This window comes from Waterburya agarophytonicola KI4 (assembly GCF_020640915.1).
Taxonomy (GTDB): domain Bacteria; phylum Cyanobacteriota; class Cyanobacteriia; order Cyanobacteriales; family Xenococcaceae; genus Waterburya; species Waterburya agarophytonicola.
In genome coordinates, this window is record NZ_JADWDC010000004.1 from 36,503 (window position 1) to 57,548 (window position 21,046).

Below are 21,046 nucleotides of genomic sequence, written 5' to 3' on the forward strand. Positions count from 1 at the left end.
CTATGAGCAGTAACTCCTCAGACAATAATTATTTGCATTTTGAAGATCCAGAAGGAATAGAATCTTCAGAAACTCTCACGATAGATGATACAGATGCTGACAATATAGAAGAACTTAGTCCAGAAGATTTTGCAAACTTAGCGAGGCAAGCAAGTGGATATAGTGCTGATTTTAATAATAGTATTCGCGATTCTCAAGGCAACGAAATCGGGTCGCAGCACAAATCGAAGGAAGAAGAGAATAATAATTCCTTATCTGATGAGGAATCTGCGAAAGTAGGTCTTAGAGGTCCTTACATTAAAATTATTGTTGGTATTCTCCTAACCAGTACTGTTGTCATCGGTTTAATTTTCTTAAGGGGTGGCTGGCTAAAAATCATGAACCTTAGCCAAAATCAGAATACTACTGAAGAAAAGTCTAAAGTCGATCCTGATAAACAACAAATAGATAAGTTAAAAGCTGAACTGGCATTAGTAGAACAAAGTAAAAAAACAATTAAACTAGAACCAGAACCCAAGCCAGAACCCAAACCAGAAACTACAACCGCACCCACCCCTGCGCCTCGTTCTGAACCAGAACCTGAGCCAGAACCAGAACCTATAGACCCGTACAAACAGTGGGAGTTATTATCGCAATTAGGGACACTGGGAAGTTCTGCTCTAAATCCAAATATTACTAACTCAACCAGAATATCTCGCAAAATTCCCAATGAATCTCAAGCATTCAGTTCCATAACCTCTCTCAACAACACAAGTGACGAGGAAATACAACCAAGAAACCCAGAAGCTTCTAGAGATGGAAATAGAGTTAATAGCGTCTCTCTTAATAAAAACAATCTAGGCATTACAGATTCCTCCCCCTCATCTCAGTCCAATGTAGCTTTGGCTTCAGTTGACCCCAATAATTTCAATGACCAAAGCACTGCTGCACCAAAATCTAGGTTTTCTCCTGATGCTCAAAAGATAATATTAAGTGGGTTGGGCGTTTCCCCCTCCAAGCTCAAGGAAACAAAAAACTACGATTCAAATTATAGACAAATTACGATCGCCACGAGCATTAGAGGAATATTAACTAATTCTGTTGCTTGGACAGATAGCTCTAACCCTGAAGATACTAGAGCATCTGTAACTTTGACCGAACCCTTGAAATACGAAAATGAAGATATTGCCCTTCAACAAGGTTCTTCCATAATTGTTGAGGTTTCAGACTTTAATCAAGCGGGATTTGTTGATTTAAGAGCGATCGCAATAGTAACGAGGAATTCTAAGGGAGAATTCATCCAACAAGAAATACCCGAAGACAGTTTATTAATCCGTGGTGAAAACAATCAACCTTTGAAATTCGAGACTAAAAATTCAGGTAAGGGCAATTCGGGTATAAATCAATTACTAGGCAGCGCAGTGAAAAGTGGTGCAAGAAGTTTGCCAATTCCAAGACAGGTAGGTTCAGCGTTATCAAGAACGATTAATGGATCTGGCTCTACGAGAGCAAACAAGGGTCAATTCTATTTTATTGAAGCTCAAACTCCTATTTCAGTCTATGTAAACAATTCAATAAATGTAGATTAATGAGAAATAATCCAAATCAAGAAAAATACTATGCCAGTGTCCTCGCACTTATGCTGATAGCCACTCCTTTTAATGGATTAAACGATCTAAAGAATGCTTTAGCACAAATAACAAGACTCCCAGGCATACAAAGCAACGCTCAATTAAGAAAACTCCGACAAAAGCAAATTCCCATAGCTACAACCATATCAGGAACTATAACAACTCCTATTATTTGGACAGATAATTCTCGTCCTTCAACAACTAGAGCAACAATAATCTTAAATAAACCACTTTTATACTCTGACGGAAATATTGCATTGCCTGAAGATTCCTCCTTAATAGTTGAAGTATCTGACTGGGATGATGCAGGATTCGTAACTTTAAACGCGATCGCTATTTTATATAAAGATAGCCAAGGAAAGTTTACCCAGCAGGGAATTCCCCAAGGTAGTCTACTCATCAGGAATGAAGACAATCAGCCTCTAGCATTTAAAACGGAGGAGTCCAATGGCGGGAATTCTCTAATTAGTGGAATTCTAAATGAGGCAGTACAAACAGGTGCAGGAAATTTGTCCCTTCCTGGAGGACTTGGCTCAGTTGTATCTAGAACATTAAGAGACAATTCCAAAAGGTCAAGAAGAGCGAACAGAGATGCAGTTTATTCTGTTGAAGAAGAAACCACAGTTTCTATATACGTAAATAGCTTTTTTAGTATCGAGGATTAAGTATTGAAGATGAATAAATCGTGTATTAAAGGCATTGGTATTTGTGCTGGTGTTGCAGGAGCTTTTCTAGTTGTCCCTACTGCACAAGCAGATACCAATATTCCTGAAAATATTGCCCAAAAAGAGATAATCCCCATCAATATTATTCCTGGGCAAACTACCGCCATCAATTTTGAAAATGATGACCGAGTGTCGTACTTAATCTTAAGCGATCGCTCTAAGATAATTTACTCTTTAAATGCTCCGACTGATTCTGGTCAGGCTAAATCTATTTTCTTACGGAATATCAAACCCCTTGATTTTCCTGGTGAAATAACTAGTAATCAGCCTAATTTGTTTGTTGTAGCTATCGACGATCGGGGAAGACAAGAACAATATGAGTTTATTGTTGATAACTCCCAAAAGCATGATACTAAAATAAATATAACCCCAGAAAAAAAAGAAGCCCCGAAAAAGCCAATAAACGTCATCAATACAGAATTAGGAGCAGCTACCCCAGCCGACGTTCGTATAGGCTTAAAATACAAATTAAGGAAAGCAGAGATATCTCCAAATGACCCTATTGCACTGTATACTTCTGAAGCGATCGCCTTAACTCTCAATAGTCAAAAAAACTTACTAGCTTTAGCCGAAGAATTAGATATTCCTCTGTCAGTTCTCTCTGAGTTTGGCAGAACTGGATTAGCCCAAAAAGCCAAATTTAGAATACAGAAGGCTAATCGAAAAAAAGCTAATGCTTTAAAAGCAGCAAGACAATCTTTAATTGAAGAACAGAGCGAAAAATTTGTTATTGACACCGATCTTGGTAAAGCCAATCTTGAAGACATTAAGTTTGGTTTGTCAGTGATGCAGAAGCGCGAAACAATAACGGAGCAAAAAGCACAAAGAATATCTAAAATAATTAAACAAGCTATGAATGAAAAGAGAAAATTTTCAGCCAGAGATAAGGAAGAACTGAGTAACGTCGGTAGATTAGGTTTAGCATTTAGCTCTAGACTAAGAATCCTTGGGACTCTTGACTAAACATATAATTCTTGCTCGATACTTTCTAAAATATTACCGCTGCTAATAGATATTTTGGTAATAAGTTTGTCTAAAATAAGACTAGGATTAACATGACATTGAACACCCCATTGATTCATTGAATATCCCACTTCTGCTTCTATTTCTTGCAGCAATTTTGTGGAATCTTGAAAAGTATCAAATTTATGTTTAACAAGCAGAGAAATGCTTTCATCAACCCCTGAAATATCTAGTTGACTATGAATAGTTTCTAATAAATTGTTAGCTAGTATTAAATCATCAATATAAAACTGAAGAGTCCGAATAATTCCTTGAATATCTTGTATGGCAAAAGTAAAAGCTTCAATTTGCATTTTGGCTCGATAGATATGCAAGATAGTACGAGTTAAAGAATTAATTTCTGACTGGTTAGACTCTTGACTGGCAGACTCGAAAAAGATATCAATCAATACATTATATGCTTGAAATGCTGATTTTTCTTGTTCAGTAAATTTATCTAATTCACTTTGATATTCTTCGATAATATTCTTTAATAATGTTTCCATTGATTCTAGATGTTCTAAACAGGGTAAAGAAGCTGTTTTGAATAAAAATGAATCAATATATTTCTTTAGTTGTTTGGCATAATTTATTCTTAAAATCTGAGCATTAGTCTCTATTTTTGTTCTAAAGCAAGAAAAATTATTTGTCTGTTCTGTATAAAACCAGCAGTTTACTCGCTCGATTACTATATCGAGTTCGCTTTCTAGATTATCTTTATCAATCTTTTTTTCATCAATACATTTTGATATTAAATCATGAAATCTCAATTCTAATTCTTGCAGAAGATTACACTTGGAAGAATCACCTCTAATAAGAAAATTAATTAAATCTTTTTTATTACTAAAATTTATATCAAAGAAATTCAAAAAAGTATCTCCCACGAAATTATTATCTTTTATGCCATTTTTCCAGATCGTTATTATTTCTAAAGCAATAATTTTATTTATTTTTAATATTTTTTCTGATTCGTTTAATTGTATAATGCTATCGCAACTAGATAATAAATTACTGCTGTTTGTATCATACTTTGGGAAAACAGTGTATCCATTACTTACATTTTGAATTACTGATATTAAATTTGTAAGGATATTATCTTTAAATAAATATCCTCTTGCTCCAGCCATAATAGATTTTTGAACTAAAATAATATCATCTGAGCTAGTAATAATTATTACTTTAATGTAAGGATATTTGCTAATAATTTTCTTAGTAGCATTCAGACCATTCATAACTGGCATTTGAAGATCCATTAGAATTAAATCTAGATCGTTTTGTTCGGCTACAGCAATTGCCTCTAAGCCATTACTTGCAATTCTAATATCACTATCTTTAAATTTTAAGTGAGCCTGTATCTGCTCAACTAATAGAAATTGGTTTGATATTTGATCGTCAACAATTAATAATTTCATTTTGTAGATCAAATGCTAATTACTTTATTTCATATCTATTTTTTAATGATAGTTCAATTATCTCATTACCCTTGAACTGTTTATGATTTTTTTAAATACTCAATAGTCATGAAAAGCTATAAGTTATTAAGTATATTATTAGCCTTTTGCTATTTTCTAAATAAGCCTGCAATCGCGCAAAATGTTGAAGTAAATTTATTACCAAATTTCAACGAAATTTCGTTCAAAGATCTTGATACTTTTAGAGAAGGAGGCACAATAGGTACTGAATTTAACGAACTTGTCGGTCGAGATATCTCCCGTCAGTTTAATGCAGGCGATCGCGTTGAAGATGTTTTACAACTGGGGGATTTAGAAGCTTCTCTAGCTCCTCAAGAATTTACTTTAAATGATATTAACGATCGCCTCTTAGAACAGCCAAATGACTTTTCAATTTTACCACTTAGCGAATTTTCTCTACTTGAAGAACAGACTCTAGAAAATTTAGTAGACGCTATCCCAGGACTAGGACAAGAGCAAGCAGCAGATATCGAACCAATTAAAGCTCTCTTAGAACAAGAAGGTTTTCGTACCGATACCAATCTTGACACCCTGGTTATTGACCAGTCAATTGCCGACCTTGAACTAAGCTCGATTGATTTAGAAAATTTTTCGGTTGATTCTATCCCTAATCTTACAGATACCCAACTGGGAAGTTTTGAAAACTTTGAACAAAGTGCAATTTCAGAAGTTCCAGGATTATCTCAAGTCCCTCTCGGCGATTTTCCTAATGGTATTCCTCTTGCTGGCACATTTATTGCGAGAATTGACTTCGTTTGGGGTGGTGCGGAAAGTGAACGTAATCGAACGATCAGCGGTTCTTATGTTGAAGGCTTTCAAGTTCCCTGCGACTTAAATTGTGAGTATCTAGAACTAGACGATATAGAAAATATCGGGTCGACTATACAATTACCGTTTGAAGGAAAACAATGGATTGCTGGACGAGAACATTGGGTAAAAGGCGGAACTGGATGTTTTTCAGGTTTACGCGAACCTACAGGTATACATCCATTTGGACCCACCTTTAAGCTCGTCCTCTGGAGAACAGATGAAACTACTGACACGGCTCAAATAGTAATGTTTTTCAACATAAAAACTCAATGCGGAGAAACACCTTATGTCATTGGTCCCATACCTTTTCCTCTAGGTTTTGTCCGAGTTAATGATTACGTATTTATTGGCGTGGGAGGCTGAGGCAATGGGAAAGTACAAATCGAATAAAAATAAATTGGCTTTTATCCATCAATATGAAAACTCCGATCTTGAGACTAAGCCAGCAAAGCTTTGGCAGCAATTACAATACTCAATTACCTATTTTATTGCCAGAATTTTCCTAAAGCGATCGCAAACTTTTTTAGCGGATTCACAAGACTTCAAACCTAAAGAAAATTCAATAAACCAAGAAACAAAGATTCAACCCAATCGTCCTATACAAAGGTCTTGAGTCTTGCATTATGGCAATATAGTACTAGTTTGAATATGTTCGTTCTCTTCATACTTATCCTCATCTCTATAAACATACAAACAACTGCGACCAAGGCTCAACCATTCACCATCTATTGGCAAACTGGAGCAATCATAAATTTGCCCTGGAAAAACCTCTCTTCCCGAATCGTGAATTAAATTACCTGAGTACAAAATTAAAAAAACATTATTCAATAGAAAACTGCTTCCATTAACTATCCCAGGATCAAACAAAATCTGTTCTAAACTGGACAAGTAAGGCAGTAAATTAATTTGGCTAACTAGACTATCTTTTGTTACTTCAAAATGGAGCAAAAGTAAGTTAAGGCGATTTGCTTGATAGTGAAAATATTCTGATAATGCCGAGTAACTACTGACAATATTTGAAAAACTTTTAATATCAATACTTAAAACTGAAACCTCAGCATGGCAAATTAACTTATAATAACACCACTCTCTAACATTAAGAAAAATAGTATCTAGACCCACAAAGCTATTAGAGCAAGTCTCTATAAATTGATCGTATTCATTCAAAATTGAAACAGAACCATCAAGGATTAAAATAATACTATCAACTTCAATATATTTATCACCTGCAAAATATTGATAGGTTGCTTTTTTCAGAAAATACATTAAATCTTCTTCAGATAGAAGACAATTACAGGCAGAGTTTAATAATTTTTTTTTATTTCTAACGTTAAATACATACTTAGTTTAGATAAGTAACGAATAAAAAGTGTTTTTCTATAAATTTATGTTTTTTTATAAACAATCATTTTGCTTTGATTATAGAATTTTCTAGAAAACTTAGTTGAAACTCATAAAACAAACTTTGTGAAATATCATTAATATTTATCATGAGCTTTTGTTCAAATTCTTCAACTGTTACAGAACCATTACCCCAATAGTTAATATTATGTCCAATCCACAAGTCAATCAATAATTGCTGATAATTAATATTTATTGTTTCAAAGTACATAAATATAGGTATAGAAATCAATTTAATAGAGCATTTATTTTTTAAAGATTTTTCGACGTTAGTTAAAAACAAAAATGACTTTTGAGCAGAATTATAATAGGCTTGAGTAATCTGCAATAATTTTAGTACAAGTTTACTTAAAACTAAATCTCTTTCTTTTTTAAATTTGAATTGAAATAATAGATTAAGAGCATTCCAAACGTTTTGCTGCTCGGATTTGAAATCTTTAGAACTTGAAAGATTTATGCAAGCTTGATTTACAGATTTAATTTTTTTAGCAAGAATAGACTTATTATCTTCAAATTTTCTTCTTTGGAATAGTAATAGTTTTGAAACACCTTTTAAAAAATTTATTACGTTACCTGGACTTACTTTTTGTAAATCATCAGCAATATATTGTTCCAAGCGATCGCAATATTTATTCTCTAATAAGGTTGATATATCCTTAATTTTATCTAGAACAATATTAGAAAATTCTCTATCTAACTTTTGTTTTAAAATACTATAACTATCTACTAGGCTGGACTTTTGCTTAATTTCATTAAAACAATTTTTAAATGTATCCCAAATATTATCAAAATCATCTAAATTACTTAGTTCAACTAAAGTTACTATTTTCTCAAAGTTTGCCTTTACAGATGTCCTTGTTTTTAACTGATTTATAATCTCTTGTGCCATCCATAATTTCCAATTATCTATTAACTTCTGTGATGGTTGTAAAATTAAGTCTTGAGCCTGATTATTCAAATTATTGTCTTTCATTTCAATTAGTCATCGATAGTAGTTATTGTTGGAATTGAACTCTGTAATTGGCTATTGGCAATAAACCTACTCGCTCGATTTTGTTTTTACCTTCTATTCCATTGAGATAATTTACATAAAACAATCCCGCTTTTTGGTCTAACGTGCCATCCTCTCTTAAAACGATAAATATTCTGCGCGTTAATGGATATCTGCCACTTTTAAAGTCAGCAATATTTAATTCATTATTTACGGTAGGACTAACATAATCTGAGGAGCTACCGTCACCCAAATCAAACATTTTGATTAGTTGCTGATTTTTGACTATGGTAGCTGAAGCAAAAGAGATAGATCCTGGAGTACTAATTACCTTTCTCAAAGCCTGAGTGTAGTTAGCTGTATACTCGGTTGAAACAGAAAGTTTTTGAGTATTGTTGGTTATACCAAGCATCTGTAAGTCTTCGTTCTGAACAACTACTGGTACTATTGGCAAATCTTCAATATTGGGATCGATATTGTGCCAATTATCTATTTCTCCTAAAAATATTTTTAATAACTGCTCTCTGTTTAGCTGCTTGGTATTTACTTGTTTATTGCCATAAACTACTACACCATCTAAAGCAATTGGTATTTGCTTTAAATTGATATTACGTAATTTAGCAATTTTATATTCTTCGTCTGTCAAAGGACGTTCATTGTAAGCAAAACTAAGTTCGCCATCAATCAACATCCTAATACCATTAAACGAACTGTAGTCTTGATTTAGAGGCTTGGTATAGCGTAACTCGTAACCTGAATATTTCGTTTCAATTAAACCATTTATACCCGAAGCTACTAATGGAGCAAAAATTGGTGCGCCTCCGTAACTAAATAATCCTTGAGGTACTTCTATTGGTTCTATTTTCTTAGTTTTTTCTGCTTCAGGCTTAACTAAATTCTGGTTTGGTCGTATGACAAAATAATAATTTACCCATAACATCAGCCCCAAAGCAACGAAAAATAAACCAAGTAAATTAAGAGGTTTTTGTAATTCTCGTAGATTAGAATTTACATTTTGGTTGCTTATCTGACTAAGAAAACTATTTTTCCATCTTTTAGAATAGCTCTTAATAGATGAACCAAAAGAATTTTTAGATGATATATTTTTAGCTTTACTAAAAGCACTATGAGTGTTTGGTAGAATTCTTGCTTCATCCTTGTCTAACAAGGTTGTCTCACAAAGCAAACATGATGTTGTATGACCTTCATTCATATCATACTTACATTTTGGACAGGTTTTGTATTTCGTCGAACTGTTTTTGGAATTTGCCATCACTGTACATAATTTATAAGCAGCTAACCATTTTCTCGAACAGATTGTGCCAATACTCCTGTCTCAGTAGCTTCAGATCTCTTGACTATCTGAATTTGATTTTGAAATAGCTGCAATCGGTCTACTTGTATTCCTGTATGTTTAGCAATGATTTTGTAAGCTTCATCAGGATGCTTTTGCATAAAATTTAATGCCTGAAACCAAACTTTAGTTAATTCTTCAATTAATTCTGGTTGATTTTGGGCAATTTCTTCTGTCACCACAAGCATTCTGGCAATTTCTCGCGGAAATGCTTTAGACGAAATTAGTTCGTGTGAACCTTTTCTAGAAAACGCAGTTATAGAGTAGGGTGGAAAAGTAATTACGCCATCTATTTCATCGTTTACTGCAAAAGCAGCTGAGGCTGAACCAGTTTCTAAATTTACAATTTCAAGATCGTTAGTTGAAATATTGGATTGATTAGAAGCAAGAATTAAGCTTAATAGATGATTGTTAAAAGTTGCAGATTCTGCAATGATTCTTTTACCTCTAAGGTCGTCAATCTTGCCTATACCGTTTCTAACAATCAACTTATCTTCACCATCAGAATAGGTGTTTAAAAGCACTCCTACTTTCCCTTTGATAGCTTTTGGGGAAGTTGCCAGAGCATCTTCAATCATTTGGGAATTACCATCAATAAAGCCTGTGTTTAGATCTCCGACTGAATCTGAATAATTGTCGTACCATTTTAATTCTGCATTAATCCCATTTCTTCTTAATAGATCTCGCTCTTCTACAATTATCCAGGGCCACCAACTAGGAGAGTTGCTGTACCCAATTACTGCTGGTGGGGAAATTGAGGTTAAAGTTCCTCGTTCCATTCCCCTTGTGACAATAAATGTTAGCAGGAGCGCAATTGCAGTCAACCAAGTTAAATTTTGCATGCTAAAAAATTTTCGTCCCGATCGCATCTCAGCACCTATGCACCTATATTAAGCTGTATATAGCAAATAACACTTAAAAAGCTTTATCCGCAAAGAAATCTGCGAGCAGTTTATCTACACTTTTGCTCTTTTGAAATTTGGAGAAAACCTTTGAATATGTGCAGCCTATCATGATTTTCGATTCAAATCAAAATAAATCGTTTTTTTGACTATTTTAGATAGTTAGATTTGTAATTAATAACTTTATATAGAAAAGGGTGAGAACGTAAATAACCTCAATACGACCTACGCGACCTTTAATTCCGTTTCCACTTCCTTTGTTTCACGAGATAACCAATATTCAAAAACCTTTGAGCGTCGATCGAGGTAAACCTCACACCCTTTATAAACTCGTTGTTTAGAAGAGCGATCGCCACGCCAACATTTGAATTCTAATTTTAAGCCCAATTTCTTGAGTATTCTCTGAGCTACAGCGATCGCACTATCTTTTTCAGGATTGATAGTAACTCCTAATATTGTTTTAATATCGAACCGCATTTTAATTGCTCGATCTAGAAAGTCAGCTAGACTCGTTTTACAAAATTCTGCTTCATTGTCGAGAAATTGTTCAATCCCAATAACCTGCAAAGCCATAATTTGTGTTGATAAAGTTCGTTTATTAATATCTGGCTTGAAAGCACTACCTTGACCTTGTTCTTTGATCCGAGCCAGGGATTTGCGATCTCTTTCTGGTAGATGCTGATTGCCAAGAGTGAGATAATAATGAAGCTGCAATTGAGGATACCAGCCATTATCGTCTTTTTCTACTAACTCTGGCGTAACTTCAATGCCATATCTTTTGCTCAAAATTCCTTTTCTTTGGGATAATCGTTCGGCTTCGGTTTTCGCTTTCTTGTTTTTAAGTTCTTCTAACTGTTTCTCTGTAACAATAGAGGCATCTGAGACTTTGTAACGGAACTTGAGATAATTCTGCTCGCACACTTGGAAAACTTCTTGCCGAATAACATTAGCATTTTCAATATCTTCTTCTTGATGACTAGATAATTCATAGCCTTCAGATAGAAGTTTTGTCAGAATTGAGTCTCGATAACTATTTTTACCAGCATTAACAATACAAGCTCTTTTACCCCAGCCCAGGAGGGATTCAGGAGAAAAATTAATCTCAAGGTCATCAAAATCCGAAATAGAGGCTTGTTGTAGTAGTAAGATATTGGCTTTCGTTAGCTTATGCTGCGATTTGAGTAAGGCTTTGACGGAAGTCGAACCATTTCCTATCCGATTTCCTTTGGCGGTTGTTTTTATCCAAATATGACGGGGTACATCGTCTCTAACTCTTTCGACGGTTTGGCAAACCGCATCAACAGTTTGAACTCCTTGAGCGATCGCCCAAACAGAACTAAAATGCTGTTTCAAATTAATCGATACACCAGTTTCGATTACAGGAGAAGCGATTGCAATATCGTAGCCATTGAGAATACAGTCTAGATTTGCCATGCAGCCCACCGCTGGATGTCCTGGTTCTGATACTGAATCGCGATCAATTCTAATAATTCGCAGATGGGGAAATTTTTCTGTTAACAAGATTTCTAAATTAATCGATCCCCATTTACTTTTTGCTTTTTGACCAGTGGTTTGAATAAAAACTTTATTACCTCGTTCGATCTCTTTAACTAATGCAGCAATCAAATCGCGAGGATCGCTTCCAGTGTAAGGAATTAATTTACGGCTAACTTTTGAACGATAAACGTTTTGGGCTACCCAAGTATGTACTGGAAAACCAATCAAATTACTGACATAATCAAGGGCAATAGCAGATAAATCAGCATCGCTTAAATAAATCTGTCCCCCAGAAGTAATTACCGTTTTGAGTAATCTTTGGAAATTTTCAATAATTTCTACTCGATTATCTTGGCAGGTAGAGCTATCTAACAAATGCCAAATTACTTGTTCGGCTTCGTCTAAAATTACTACAGCTTCCGACCAATCTTCGGGATTAAAATTAGCTTGGGAATTTGGATGTAAGGAGTCGATACAAAGCCCATAGCCTAGTATTCCCCTAGTTTCAGAATTTCTGACTTCTTCTATATGGTCAACGCCAAATCTAGCGCACAATGCCTTAGCAAGCTGGATTCTATGGGTAATAATTAAAACTGGCTTGCCTTTGAAAATCAACCGTCGCACTATGCGAGATAACCATTCAGTTTTCCCCGTATTTTTAGGTGATTTTAAGCCAATGAGTTGAGCAGTTTCGGTTGGGATCAAATTTTCACTGAGATACCTTTGATTAATTATTAGCGGTTGATATTTGGAGATGTCTAATAAAGCTGAAAGTTTGAAGTTTGATAAAGACTCTCTTTTCTTGTAGCGAGAATTAAAGTATTCAATTCCTCTGGCTGCGATTAGGTCGTCTACCCCTTTTTCTGGGCGATCCCAGGTAATGATACTTACCGCAGATCCTTGAAGTTGAAGTAATGTTCCTGTTTTAGAGATCGCAGTACGGACATTTTTGACTGTAGAAGGTTTAGTATCGCGATCGAAACAGAAGATTAACTCTCGTCCTCCTTGAGCAAATATCTGTAATTGAGGAATAAGATAGGCGTTACCGCTTTTCCTATTCCATTGGTCCTTTGGCTGACGATAACCATTAAAAATTCCTGGTAAGGCGATAGCAACATATTCGGCGGTGAGAATTGCCCCTGCTTTTTTAGCACCTTCGGTGATGATAATGGGAATTTTGGAATGAGCTACGATCCATGCCCAGAAACCCAATGCCCTTCCTTGAGCCGTAACTACGATGTTTTCTGGTAATGAGACATCATAACGATTAGCGATCGCTTGCCAGAGGTCAAGAGGAACTTTGAGGGCAAAGATTTCTGTGGGGACGTTTTTCGGTGGCTCATACTTAATGAATTTCTCTTTGTATTGAGAGGTATCGAATCCTTTTCCACTCTTCTCTTGATAGCGATAGGGAATATCTGGTTTAAATTGACCCCACTCAGATTCAAATCCAGTTAAGACATCTACACCGCTACACCACCAGCCACCTTCTTCTATGTGAGTGTATCTTTTAAGTATTTTGTCTCTGATTCTGCCATCGTTACGGCGATCGCTATCTGGTAATGCATAAAGTAAGCGATCGTATGGTTCAAAATCTTTGAGTGAAACGACATTCAAGTCGATCAGACTTTGGCTAACAGCCGAATTTAACCATTCTTGCTGATGTCTTTCTAAAACCACAACTATACTCCAGAAAACTAGTACTATTTGTTCCTGGTTACTTTTTGCTGCTTCAAATTTATAATTTGTCCCTAAATATCTTGCCGATAACCCTCAAATTAAATTGTCTGGTTCTTTATTCTGGTTTTGAAAGCCAGGGGTTGCGACGAGGGCGCATTCCGCGTAATAATGATACTTAACATTTTGAATGGGGGTTTCCTGTTTCTCGATTGGTAGTCGAGACAAAATTGAGAATAAATTCTTGGGAATATATTTTTTAGGAATAAATTTTTGATTTGGACAACAGAAAACAACCTTTTTCTATTTACCCTATTTCTAAATAATTCTTTACGAAGCCTAGTTTTGGCTAATCCTTGTGCTGTCTGCTTTCTGGAGTCAGATATTTTCATGCAGCAAAATTTGTCTGTCAGCACTTGTCAAACAGAGTATTTGGTTGATACAATCAACTCAAGAAGGCAGCAAAAAGAGTTACTAATTATTTCTAATAATTAGCTCCAAAGCTGACTAGTCCTAAATTTGGCTCAAATGTTATTACATAACATCCTCCTTCATTTTCATTTCCCCCCAGGGAAGCTACATAATTAGAACGCCGATTCGTACCGCTCAAAGTATTTTCGGTGTTCCGTGGTCTTTAACTAAATTGAATAGAATCCAATTAGTTGGTTAAGATTGTAACTCTAATAGAGTCATCGATCCAGTTATTATTCACTAGGAGCGAGTTTTTAATCGAATTGGTGGGCTTTTTCGGTTAGATCGATCGCAATCCTTAATATTTTTGCGTTGATTTGGCTGTCCGAATTCTTTATTCCACCAATGACCTTGGCTAGATCGATAAAATACGACGTTCTTGTGGCCAGGTTTAAATCTTGCTTGAGAATCCGAGCATCTTAGCAAAGAGCCTGCGTGTTTTCCCTTAGAGTAATCATACCTTTCTAATTCTTTTTTGCAAACGGGACAAGTATACTCTGTTGAAGTTACAGTTCCATTTGTTTTGGATACAGGCGATTTTGGGATCGTTAATTTTGCGCTGGAGAGTGCGGGAGCAAAGTATTTTTGATTCCAATTACAAAGATAAGGCTGCCAAGCTTTTTCCCCCAGAGCGATCGCGTCTAGATTTGATTCCATTTTGGCTGTAAATTTAGCATCAATCAATTCAGCCAAGTAATTTCCCAAGAATGAATCAACGGTCATTCCTAAATCGGTAGGAATTAGCTTTTTCTGGCTGAGTTTGACGTATTTACGGTTTTTAATAGTCTTAATTGAAGAAGAGTAAGTACTAGGGCGACCAATGCCCTTCTTCTCCATTAGAGCTACTAGCTGTGGCTCATTATAGGGCGATGGGGGCGAAGTGCGTTTCTTTTGAAATTCTGCCTTGTTTAATCCCAATATTTGACCGATCGCTAGCTCTGGTAGCAAGCTGTCAGCACTTAAATTATTCCAGTAGCGGGCATAGCCCAAAAATTCGACAATTTGACCCTTGGCAATCCAAGTAATGTCCCTAGCTTTGATTGAAACGGTGGTTTTGGCTATAGTGGCAGGCGCACATTGAGAAGCGATCGCTCTTTTCCAAATGAGAAGGTACAAGCTAAATTCCTCTTGAGAAATTTCTTGTTTTAGTTGAGTTGAGGGATAAGTTAAATCGCTTTGTCGTATAGCTTCATGGGCTTCTTGTGCGCTTTTGTTTGCTTTAAATTTAGTTGCTTTTTGAGGAACATTCTTAGAGTCTTTCTCTTGTAGCCAAAGTCTAGCAGCCTTAATAAAGTCATCAGATAATGCTACTGAGTCAGTTCGCATATAAGTTATTAGCCCTTTTTCGTAAAGTGATTGAGCTAATTTCATCGTTCGGTCGGGACTAAAGCCTAATTTGCTGCCTGAAGCTTGTTGAAGAGTAGAGGTGATAAATGGCGGGGGTGGCTTTTTGTAGAGTTTTTTACGGTCTATGTTACTGATTCTGTGGATACTTGATTGAGCCAAAGCTACTAATTCTCGTGCTTCTGGCTCTTGGTAAATCCTATTAGATTCTTCATCATCCTGATCGCATACAGGGGAAGCTTTAGTGCCTCTATGACTAAAATATGCTTTAAATCCTTCAGCGTACTCTGTGAATATAGAGAAATACTCAACTGGTATAAAATTTGTTATTTCTTTGGCGCGATCGCAAACCAAATGTAATACTGCTGATTGCACGCGACCAACACTTTTTGCTCCTAGATTCCAAACTAAAGGAGAACCTCGAAAGCCTACTAATTTGTCGAGGCAAGAACGTGCTAAACCCGAATCAACGAGATCAGTATTTAAAGATTGAGGATTGGCGATCGCATATTTTACTGCTTTATCAGTAATCTCCGAGTAAGTTACTCGAACTATATTGGGATGAGAAAGAATTGAATAAAGATGCCAAGCAATTACCTCCCCTTCGCGGTCTGGATCGCTTGCTATACATATCCTAGAAACTTTTTTAGCAGTTTCTTTCAGCTCTTTAATTAGCTTCTTTGATTTACTGTCTTTTGGTTGCCAGCGCAAAGAAATACGATCCGTAGGCTGCGTACCAACACAATCGCATTCCATATCAAAACCTAAATTATCTTCACCATCGTTAGCCAAGGTACGAAAATGCCCCATCGTGGCTTTAATAATCCAATTTGCACCAAGAATTTTTCGTAGTTTCTTAATTTTGCCTGGACTTTCTACAATGAGCAATTGATATTGGTTCATAGTTCATTCTAAGACATTGAAAAAAATCTCATTTATGTAGATATGTTAATTTTTGTTTCTGACATTATGACAGATTAGGCTGGATCTAGATTATTCAACTCCCCCTCTACTACACTAATACACTTCTGGTAATTAGGATCGACAACGTATGCTTTACAATACCAGTCATGTACGATATTAAGTATATCTACATGAGGTATATAAAGAACTATCACCGCGTCCAATTCCTCTGTACTACTTGCAATTACCTCACTTATTAAATCGACTAACTTTTTGGCATCCAAGTTGGGATTTTTGATGTAAAGACTCAACCAAGAATCATAGTCTGTGTATTGAAATTTAAATTCAGGATCGGGAGAAAAATTGAGACAAATTAAAGCCTTTGGAGGTAAAAGTTTGAGAAAGTTAGGGGAATTAGGATCTCCATTGTATATAATATGTTTATCTATATGCCAAAGACGTTTTTGGGTAATAACTTCAACAATTTGCTGTTTTGGCTTAGTTGAATCTGAAATAAGCTTTGTTGAATCATCTACTAATGTATTATTCCCTATAAGCTGATAATCGCTATTTTTATCATTTACTTCTTGCTCGTCACTGGCTATTGGCGATTGAGCCTCAGAAAAGTCTATTTTAGTTGTAGTTGAACGTTTTTTGCGACCAGAATCTTGATCGGGATTTTTTTTCGGTTCAGAATACTTGCTTTTTATCTCTTTCGCTTTAGCAACAGTAATAGTTTCGCCAGATTTTGCTACATCTATTGTTTCTCTTATAGCTTCGTTACTAACACTTTTTGGAGCTAATTCGTATAACACTGTAACGGGAAGAAGTTCTAATTCTTCCGTGGACATATCATTAAATTTGTCATAGACTCTCATAAATCTATTGACCATTTTGACACTCCAAGGAAACTCAGATTCAGCCCAAGCATAAAATTTCCCCCTTGGTAATGCCTGTTTGACATCGATTAAATTTTTCCCAATCTGAATTATGCTTTCTGCTGTTATTCTTGCTAGATTCTTGATTGTGCGAGTTTTTTGTTGGATAATCTCACTATCTTGCTGAGATAATTCGTCATAGTTAAAGCCAATATTGTTAATAGATACGATTGAGTTTTGTGGCTTGAATCCTTGGACTGGAATATCACAATATTGCAAAGCCAGTTTAAAAGCTTCACGGTAAGATTCGGGAGATTCATCTTTCCTTAAATAGCCGACAATATTTGAGTTATCTTTAGCCTGCTCTTTCAATATAGTTTTATCAACATAAGCAGAAAAAACAATTATTGGTATTTCTTGGTTAATTTCTGTAATTTCATCGATAAGTTGAATTCCATAGTCGGAACTGTCAGTAGGGTTATAGTTAACACTTTCATTTATGGTTTTAGGCAGTTTACAGTCTAAGAAGCAAAATTTTATCTCAAGATTTTTTCTTAGTACGTTTAAAGCCTCTTCACAACTTGCTACAAATTGAGGGTTTGTATTAGCAAATCCCAAATCATCGATAAAGTCTTCTTGAGATATTTTGTCTGCAGCGATTTCATCATCAATAATTAGATAGCTTACATCGGACAACTTTTGTTCTATATTTTGAACTTTGTTCATTATTTTAAAACTGCTGAGATTTATCTTGATAGTTGTTTTTTTTGATGCTGTGTCTTTAGTCTAGCTTTTATTAGCTAGTCCTACTTTAAATATTCTTTTTCAAATGTTTACTACTAAAAATTGTTAGTCAATTCTAAAATAATTCTTAATTTTTCTCATAAAATATACAGTTGAGGCTTATTGTTTTATTATCTGGAAATGCAGGCGAGGAAAAAGTAGGAAAATTTCCTAGCTTGAATTCATACGAACGTTACTAGATATTTAGCTACATCAACATTTAGAATATCAGCTAGAAAAGAGTAGGAAAATTTGCTAGCTCTTCTTTATGGTGAACAATATTAAGCATTTGGATACATTTTTTCTTAATTCTTAAAATATTAACTGACGGTGCTTGTTAGCAGTTAGTAGACATTCATCTCTATGAGTTAATACATAGTCCGCGCGTGAATGTACTTATGGATCGATCAATCGGTTTACTCGTAAAGGATAGACCAATAGTAGAAGCTCATTTATGTTCTCCGTATTCTGTAAGAGAAGCTTTTTCACCTAAAAATTTGACAAGAATAAATGGAATTAAGTTACAGCGAATTTGGATTGATCTGATTCACGAAGTTAATCAGCTTGAACTAACAGTTCAAGAACAAATAATTAAACAACAGGAGATTATTGAATCTAGAGTTGGTAATTAAAGTTGTTTATTGACAAAACTTTAACTACTTTTGGTTTCATGATTTTTAATTACTATGATTCTTAAAGAGATAATTAGAGAGCGAAGATCTGCAAAATCTTTTATCTTAGATAAAGCAATTGCCCAAGACAAATTATCAGAAATTTTCGAGTCAGCAACTCTTGCTCCTTCTGGATTTAATTTACAGCCTTGGCGATTTATTACAGTTCAAAGTTTATCTAATAAGGAAAAACTTTACTCTTGTGCTTTTAAACAAGAACAAATTAGACAAGCTTCGGCAGTCTTAATCTGTTGTGGCGATCGCCATGTTTTTAGTCCCGAATATATTGAGTCAGTATTAGAACTTGGTAAAAGTTCTGGTTCTATGAACGAAAAGCACGCTGATTTTTTGAGAGGGGCTATTCCCACCTTTGCTAAGTTTCATCCTAGTTATGATTCGATTGAGGCTTGGACTAATCGCCAAGTAATGATCGCCGTCACGCAAATGATGCTCACTGCTAAAAGTATTGGAATTGATTCTTGTTCTATGGAAGGGTTTGTTAGTAAAGCTATAAAAGAAAATTTTGATATTCCTGAGCATTGGGATATATGTTGTCTTTTAGCCCTTGGATACTCAGCGAACGAGCGCAAATTTGGCGGTAGATTCGGTGTAAAAGAACTTTTTTATCAAGAAAGTTACCCTCAATAGCCTTCATGATGTTGCTCTGAATCGAAAAATTAGAAGGTAGCTAACCTTCAACATTCATTTGTTTCCTAAAAGATGTCAATCTTATCTTGTTATGACGAGCCTATTAAATATTCAACAAAAGTTGTTGCTTACCAAAAATTCAGATTTTGCTAATTCAAGCAATGATTTGGTGGAACTTTTGACAATTCGCGCCCAGCAAAACTCTAATCAGGTTGCGTATCGTTTTCTTGGAGATGGAGAATTTGAATCTGATTTAATTACCTATGGTCAATTGAACAAGAAAGCACAAGCAATTGCTGCTCATCTCCAAAATAATAAAGCAGAAAAAGGCGATCGCGCATTACTATTATATCCTTCTGGGTTAGAGTTCATAGCTGCCTTCTTAGGATGTTTGTATGCGGGGGTTATTGCTGTTCCAACTTCAATGCCTCGAAGAAGAGAAAAAGCCGATCGACTTAAGGCAATAACTGAGAATTGTCAGCCTAAATTTATCTTGTGTACGTCAGCATATTTGCCGAATCTCAAACTAAAAAATCCCGATAATAATCAAATAGAGCCAATAATATGGATCGAGAGCGATTCTGTTTGGTTGGAACTGGCATCTAAATGGGAAAAAACCGAGATTGATCGAGATGCAATTGCTTTTTTGCAATATACTTCTGGATCTACTGGTACTCCAAAAGGAGTAGCAATTTCACATCGGAATATATTGTACAACCAGAAAATGATCGAAGCAGGTTTTTCACATTCTAAGAAAACTGTCTTTGTAGGTTGGCTACCTTTATTTCATGACATGGGTTTGATAGGTAATGTATTACAACCTTTATATTTAGGAATACCATGTATTCTAATGCCTCCAACAACATTCTTGGTCAAGCCTATTCGCTGGTTAAAAGCAATTAGTAAGTACAAAGCAACAACTAGTGGTGGTCCTAATTTTGCCTATGAGTTGATTTCACAAATTCCCACCGAACAACTAGCAAATATAGATTTAAGTTCATGGGATTTAGCATTTTGTGGTGCAGAACCAATCCGCGCAGCAACTATTCGTAAACTGGATAAATTAAAACCATTAGGCTTCGATTCTAAATCTTTTTACCCTTGCTATGGCATGGCTGAAACAACTCTATTTGTTACTGGAATCAACAAAAGTAGTCCTTCAACTATCCTCAATCTCGATCTTGATTCTCTTGCCAGAGATCGAGCGGTATTAGTTCGTAGTAATGAAGATTCTAATCAGTCAAATTCTATAGCAATCGTTGGCTGCGGTCATACATGGCTGAATCAAAAAATTATTATTATCAATCCAGCTTCTTCCCAGAAGTGTCTGAGTGGAGAAATTGGAGAAATATGGGTTAGAGGAGATAATGTAGCCCAGGGATATTGGAATGATAGAGCGAAAACGATTCAAACTTTTAAAGCCTATACTTTTAGCGATCGCTCTGGATCTTTCTTGAGAACGGGTGATTTGGGATTTTTCCATAATGATGAACTATTTATTACTGGAAGGTTAAAAGATCTCATTATTTTGAGGGGATGTAATTATTATCCTCAAGATATTGAAGCTACTGTAGAGCAGAGTCATCCAAGTTTACGGAAAAATGCTGTGGCAGCGTTTTTAGTGGAATTAGAAGGTAAAAAGCAATTAATTGTTGTAAGTGAAGTCGCACGAACTTTTAGGCGGAATTTGAACCCAGAAGAAGTAGTTAGAGCTATTCGTACAGAAGTATCTTGTGAACATAATCTTTTTGTGGATTGGGTTTGTCTAATCAGGACTGGCAGTATTCCCAAAACCTCCAGTGGCAAGATTAAGCGTCAAGCTTGTAAACATGAGTTTTTGAATAAAACTCATGTTTACAATAGATTCCACAATAGATTCATAGATAAGTTGTTCTAATTATTGAAAA

At 35.3% G+C, this 21,046-nt stretch carries 16 protein-coding genes; 8 read left to right on the top strand and 8 right to left on the bottom strand.

Features of this window, described 5'->3' with window-relative positions; translation table 11 throughout:
- Positions 1-2: 2 nt before the first annotated feature.
- The 3 genes from I4641_RS02480 to I4641_RS02490 are packed head-to-tail and all read left to right on the top strand — an operon-like array spanning position 3 to position 3,298.
- Positions 3-1,568, top strand: a complete 1,566-nt coding sequence (locus tag I4641_RS02480; protein ID WP_229638845.1) for a hypothetical protein — start codon at positions 3-5, stop codon at positions 1,566-1,568.
- A complete protein-coding gene (locus I4641_RS02485; RefSeq protein ID WP_229638846.1) occupies positions 1,568-2,275 on the top strand; it encodes a hypothetical protein in 708 nt (235 codons plus the stop codon). Before I4641_RS02480 ends, I4641_RS02485 begins: the two co-directional genes overlap by 1 nt.
- Positions 2,276-2,284: 9 nt before the next feature.
- Positions 2,285-3,298: a hypothetical protein gene (locus tag I4641_RS02490; RefSeq protein ID WP_229638847.1), complete on the top strand. Its 1,014-nt coding sequence runs from the start codon at positions 2,285-2,287 to the stop codon at positions 3,296-3,298.
- Here I4641_RS02490 and I4641_RS02495 read toward each other — a convergent pair.
- Positions 3,295-4,749 (bottom strand): response regulator, encoded by a 1,455-nt coding sequence (locus I4641_RS02495; protein WP_229638848.1) that lies wholly within the window; start codon positions 4,747-4,749, stop codon positions 3,295-3,297. The genes I4641_RS02490 and I4641_RS02495 overlap by 4 nt on opposite strands.
- Before the next feature lie 108 nt (positions 4,750-4,857).
- Between I4641_RS02495 and I4641_RS02500 the strand changes: the two genes are divergently transcribed.
- Together I4641_RS02500 and I4641_RS02505 are read left to right on the top strand one after the other, a co-directional pair.
- Complete coding sequence (locus I4641_RS02500) at positions 4,858-5,982, top strand: hypothetical protein (protein ID WP_229638849.1); 1,125 nt, start codon at positions 4,858-4,860, stop codon at positions 5,980-5,982.
- Positions 5,983-5,986: 4 nt separating this feature from the next.
- The gene (locus tag I4641_RS02505) at positions 5,987-6,232 is read left to right on the top strand and encodes a hypothetical protein (protein WP_229638850.1); all 246 of its coding nucleotides are present in this window, start codon (positions 5,987-5,989) and stop codon (positions 6,230-6,232) included.
- 8 nt (positions 6,233-6,240) lie between these two features.
- Here the strand turns inward: I4641_RS02505 and I4641_RS02510 are convergent, their stop codons facing one another.
- From I4641_RS02510 to I4641_RS02540, 7 genes are all read right to left on the bottom strand, one after another.
- Positions 6,241-6,885 carry a hypothetical protein gene (locus I4641_RS02510; protein ID WP_229638851.1) on the bottom strand — a complete coding sequence of 215 codons (645 nt, stop codon included), beginning with the start codon at positions 6,883-6,885 and terminating at the stop codon, positions 6,241-6,243.
- Between the two features lie 139 nt (positions 6,886-7,024).
- Complete coding sequence (locus I4641_RS02515) at positions 7,025-7,993, bottom strand: hypothetical protein (protein ID WP_229638852.1); 969 nt, start codon at positions 7,991-7,993, stop codon at positions 7,025-7,027.
- A gap of 22 nt (positions 7,994-8,015) precedes the next feature.
- Positions 8,016-9,224, bottom strand: coding sequence for a PstS family phosphate ABC transporter substrate-binding protein (locus I4641_RS02520; protein WP_229638853.1), 1,209 nt, complete (start codon positions 9,222-9,224; stop codon positions 8,016-8,018).
- A gap of 83 nt (positions 9,225-9,307) precedes the next feature.
- Entirely contained in the window at positions 9,308-10,207 is a 900-nt protein-coding gene (locus I4641_RS02525; protein WP_229638854.1) for an ABC transporter substrate-binding protein, read from the bottom strand.
- Between the two features lie 285 nt (positions 10,208-10,492).
- Positions 10,493-13,444 carry a plasmid replication protein, CyRepA1 family gene (locus I4641_RS02530; RefSeq protein WP_229638855.1) on the bottom strand — a complete coding sequence of 984 codons (2,952 nt, stop codon included), beginning with the start codon at positions 13,442-13,444 and terminating at the stop codon, positions 10,493-10,495.
- A gap of 708 nt (positions 13,445-14,152) precedes the next feature.
- Positions 14,153-16,159 carry a type I DNA topoisomerase gene (gene topA, locus I4641_RS02535; protein WP_229638856.1) on the bottom strand — a complete coding sequence of 669 codons (2,007 nt, stop codon included), beginning with the start codon at positions 16,157-16,159 and terminating at the stop codon, positions 14,153-14,155.
- 74 nt (positions 16,160-16,233) lie between these two features.
- A complete protein-coding gene (locus I4641_RS02540) occupies positions 16,234-17,763 on the bottom strand; it encodes a DUF3102 domain-containing protein (RefSeq protein ID WP_229638857.1) in 1,530 nt (509 codons plus the stop codon).
- 455 nt (positions 17,764-18,218) lie between these two features.
- On the opposite strand from I4641_RS02540, the gene I4641_RS02545 reads away from it, so the two are divergent.
- The 3 genes from I4641_RS02545 to I4641_RS02555 all read left to right on the top strand — a co-directional run bounded on the left by I4641_RS02545 (position 18,219) and on the right by I4641_RS02555 (position 21,036).
- On the top strand, positions 18,219-18,452 hold the full coding sequence (locus I4641_RS02545) for a hypothetical protein (RefSeq protein WP_229638858.1): 234 nt from the start codon (positions 18,219-18,221) through the stop codon (positions 18,450-18,452).
- Between the two features lie 54 nt (positions 18,453-18,506).
- Positions 18,507-19,139, top strand: a complete 633-nt coding sequence (locus I4641_RS02550; RefSeq protein ID WP_229638859.1) for a nitroreductase family protein — start codon at positions 18,507-18,509, stop codon at positions 19,137-19,139.
- Between the two features lie 91 nt (positions 19,140-19,230).
- The gene (locus tag I4641_RS02555; protein ID WP_229638860.1) at positions 19,231-21,036 is read left to right on the top strand and encodes a fatty acyl-AMP ligase; all 1,806 of its coding nucleotides are present in this window, start codon (positions 19,231-19,233) and stop codon (positions 21,034-21,036) included.
- Positions 21,037-21,046 lie beyond the last annotated feature (10 nt).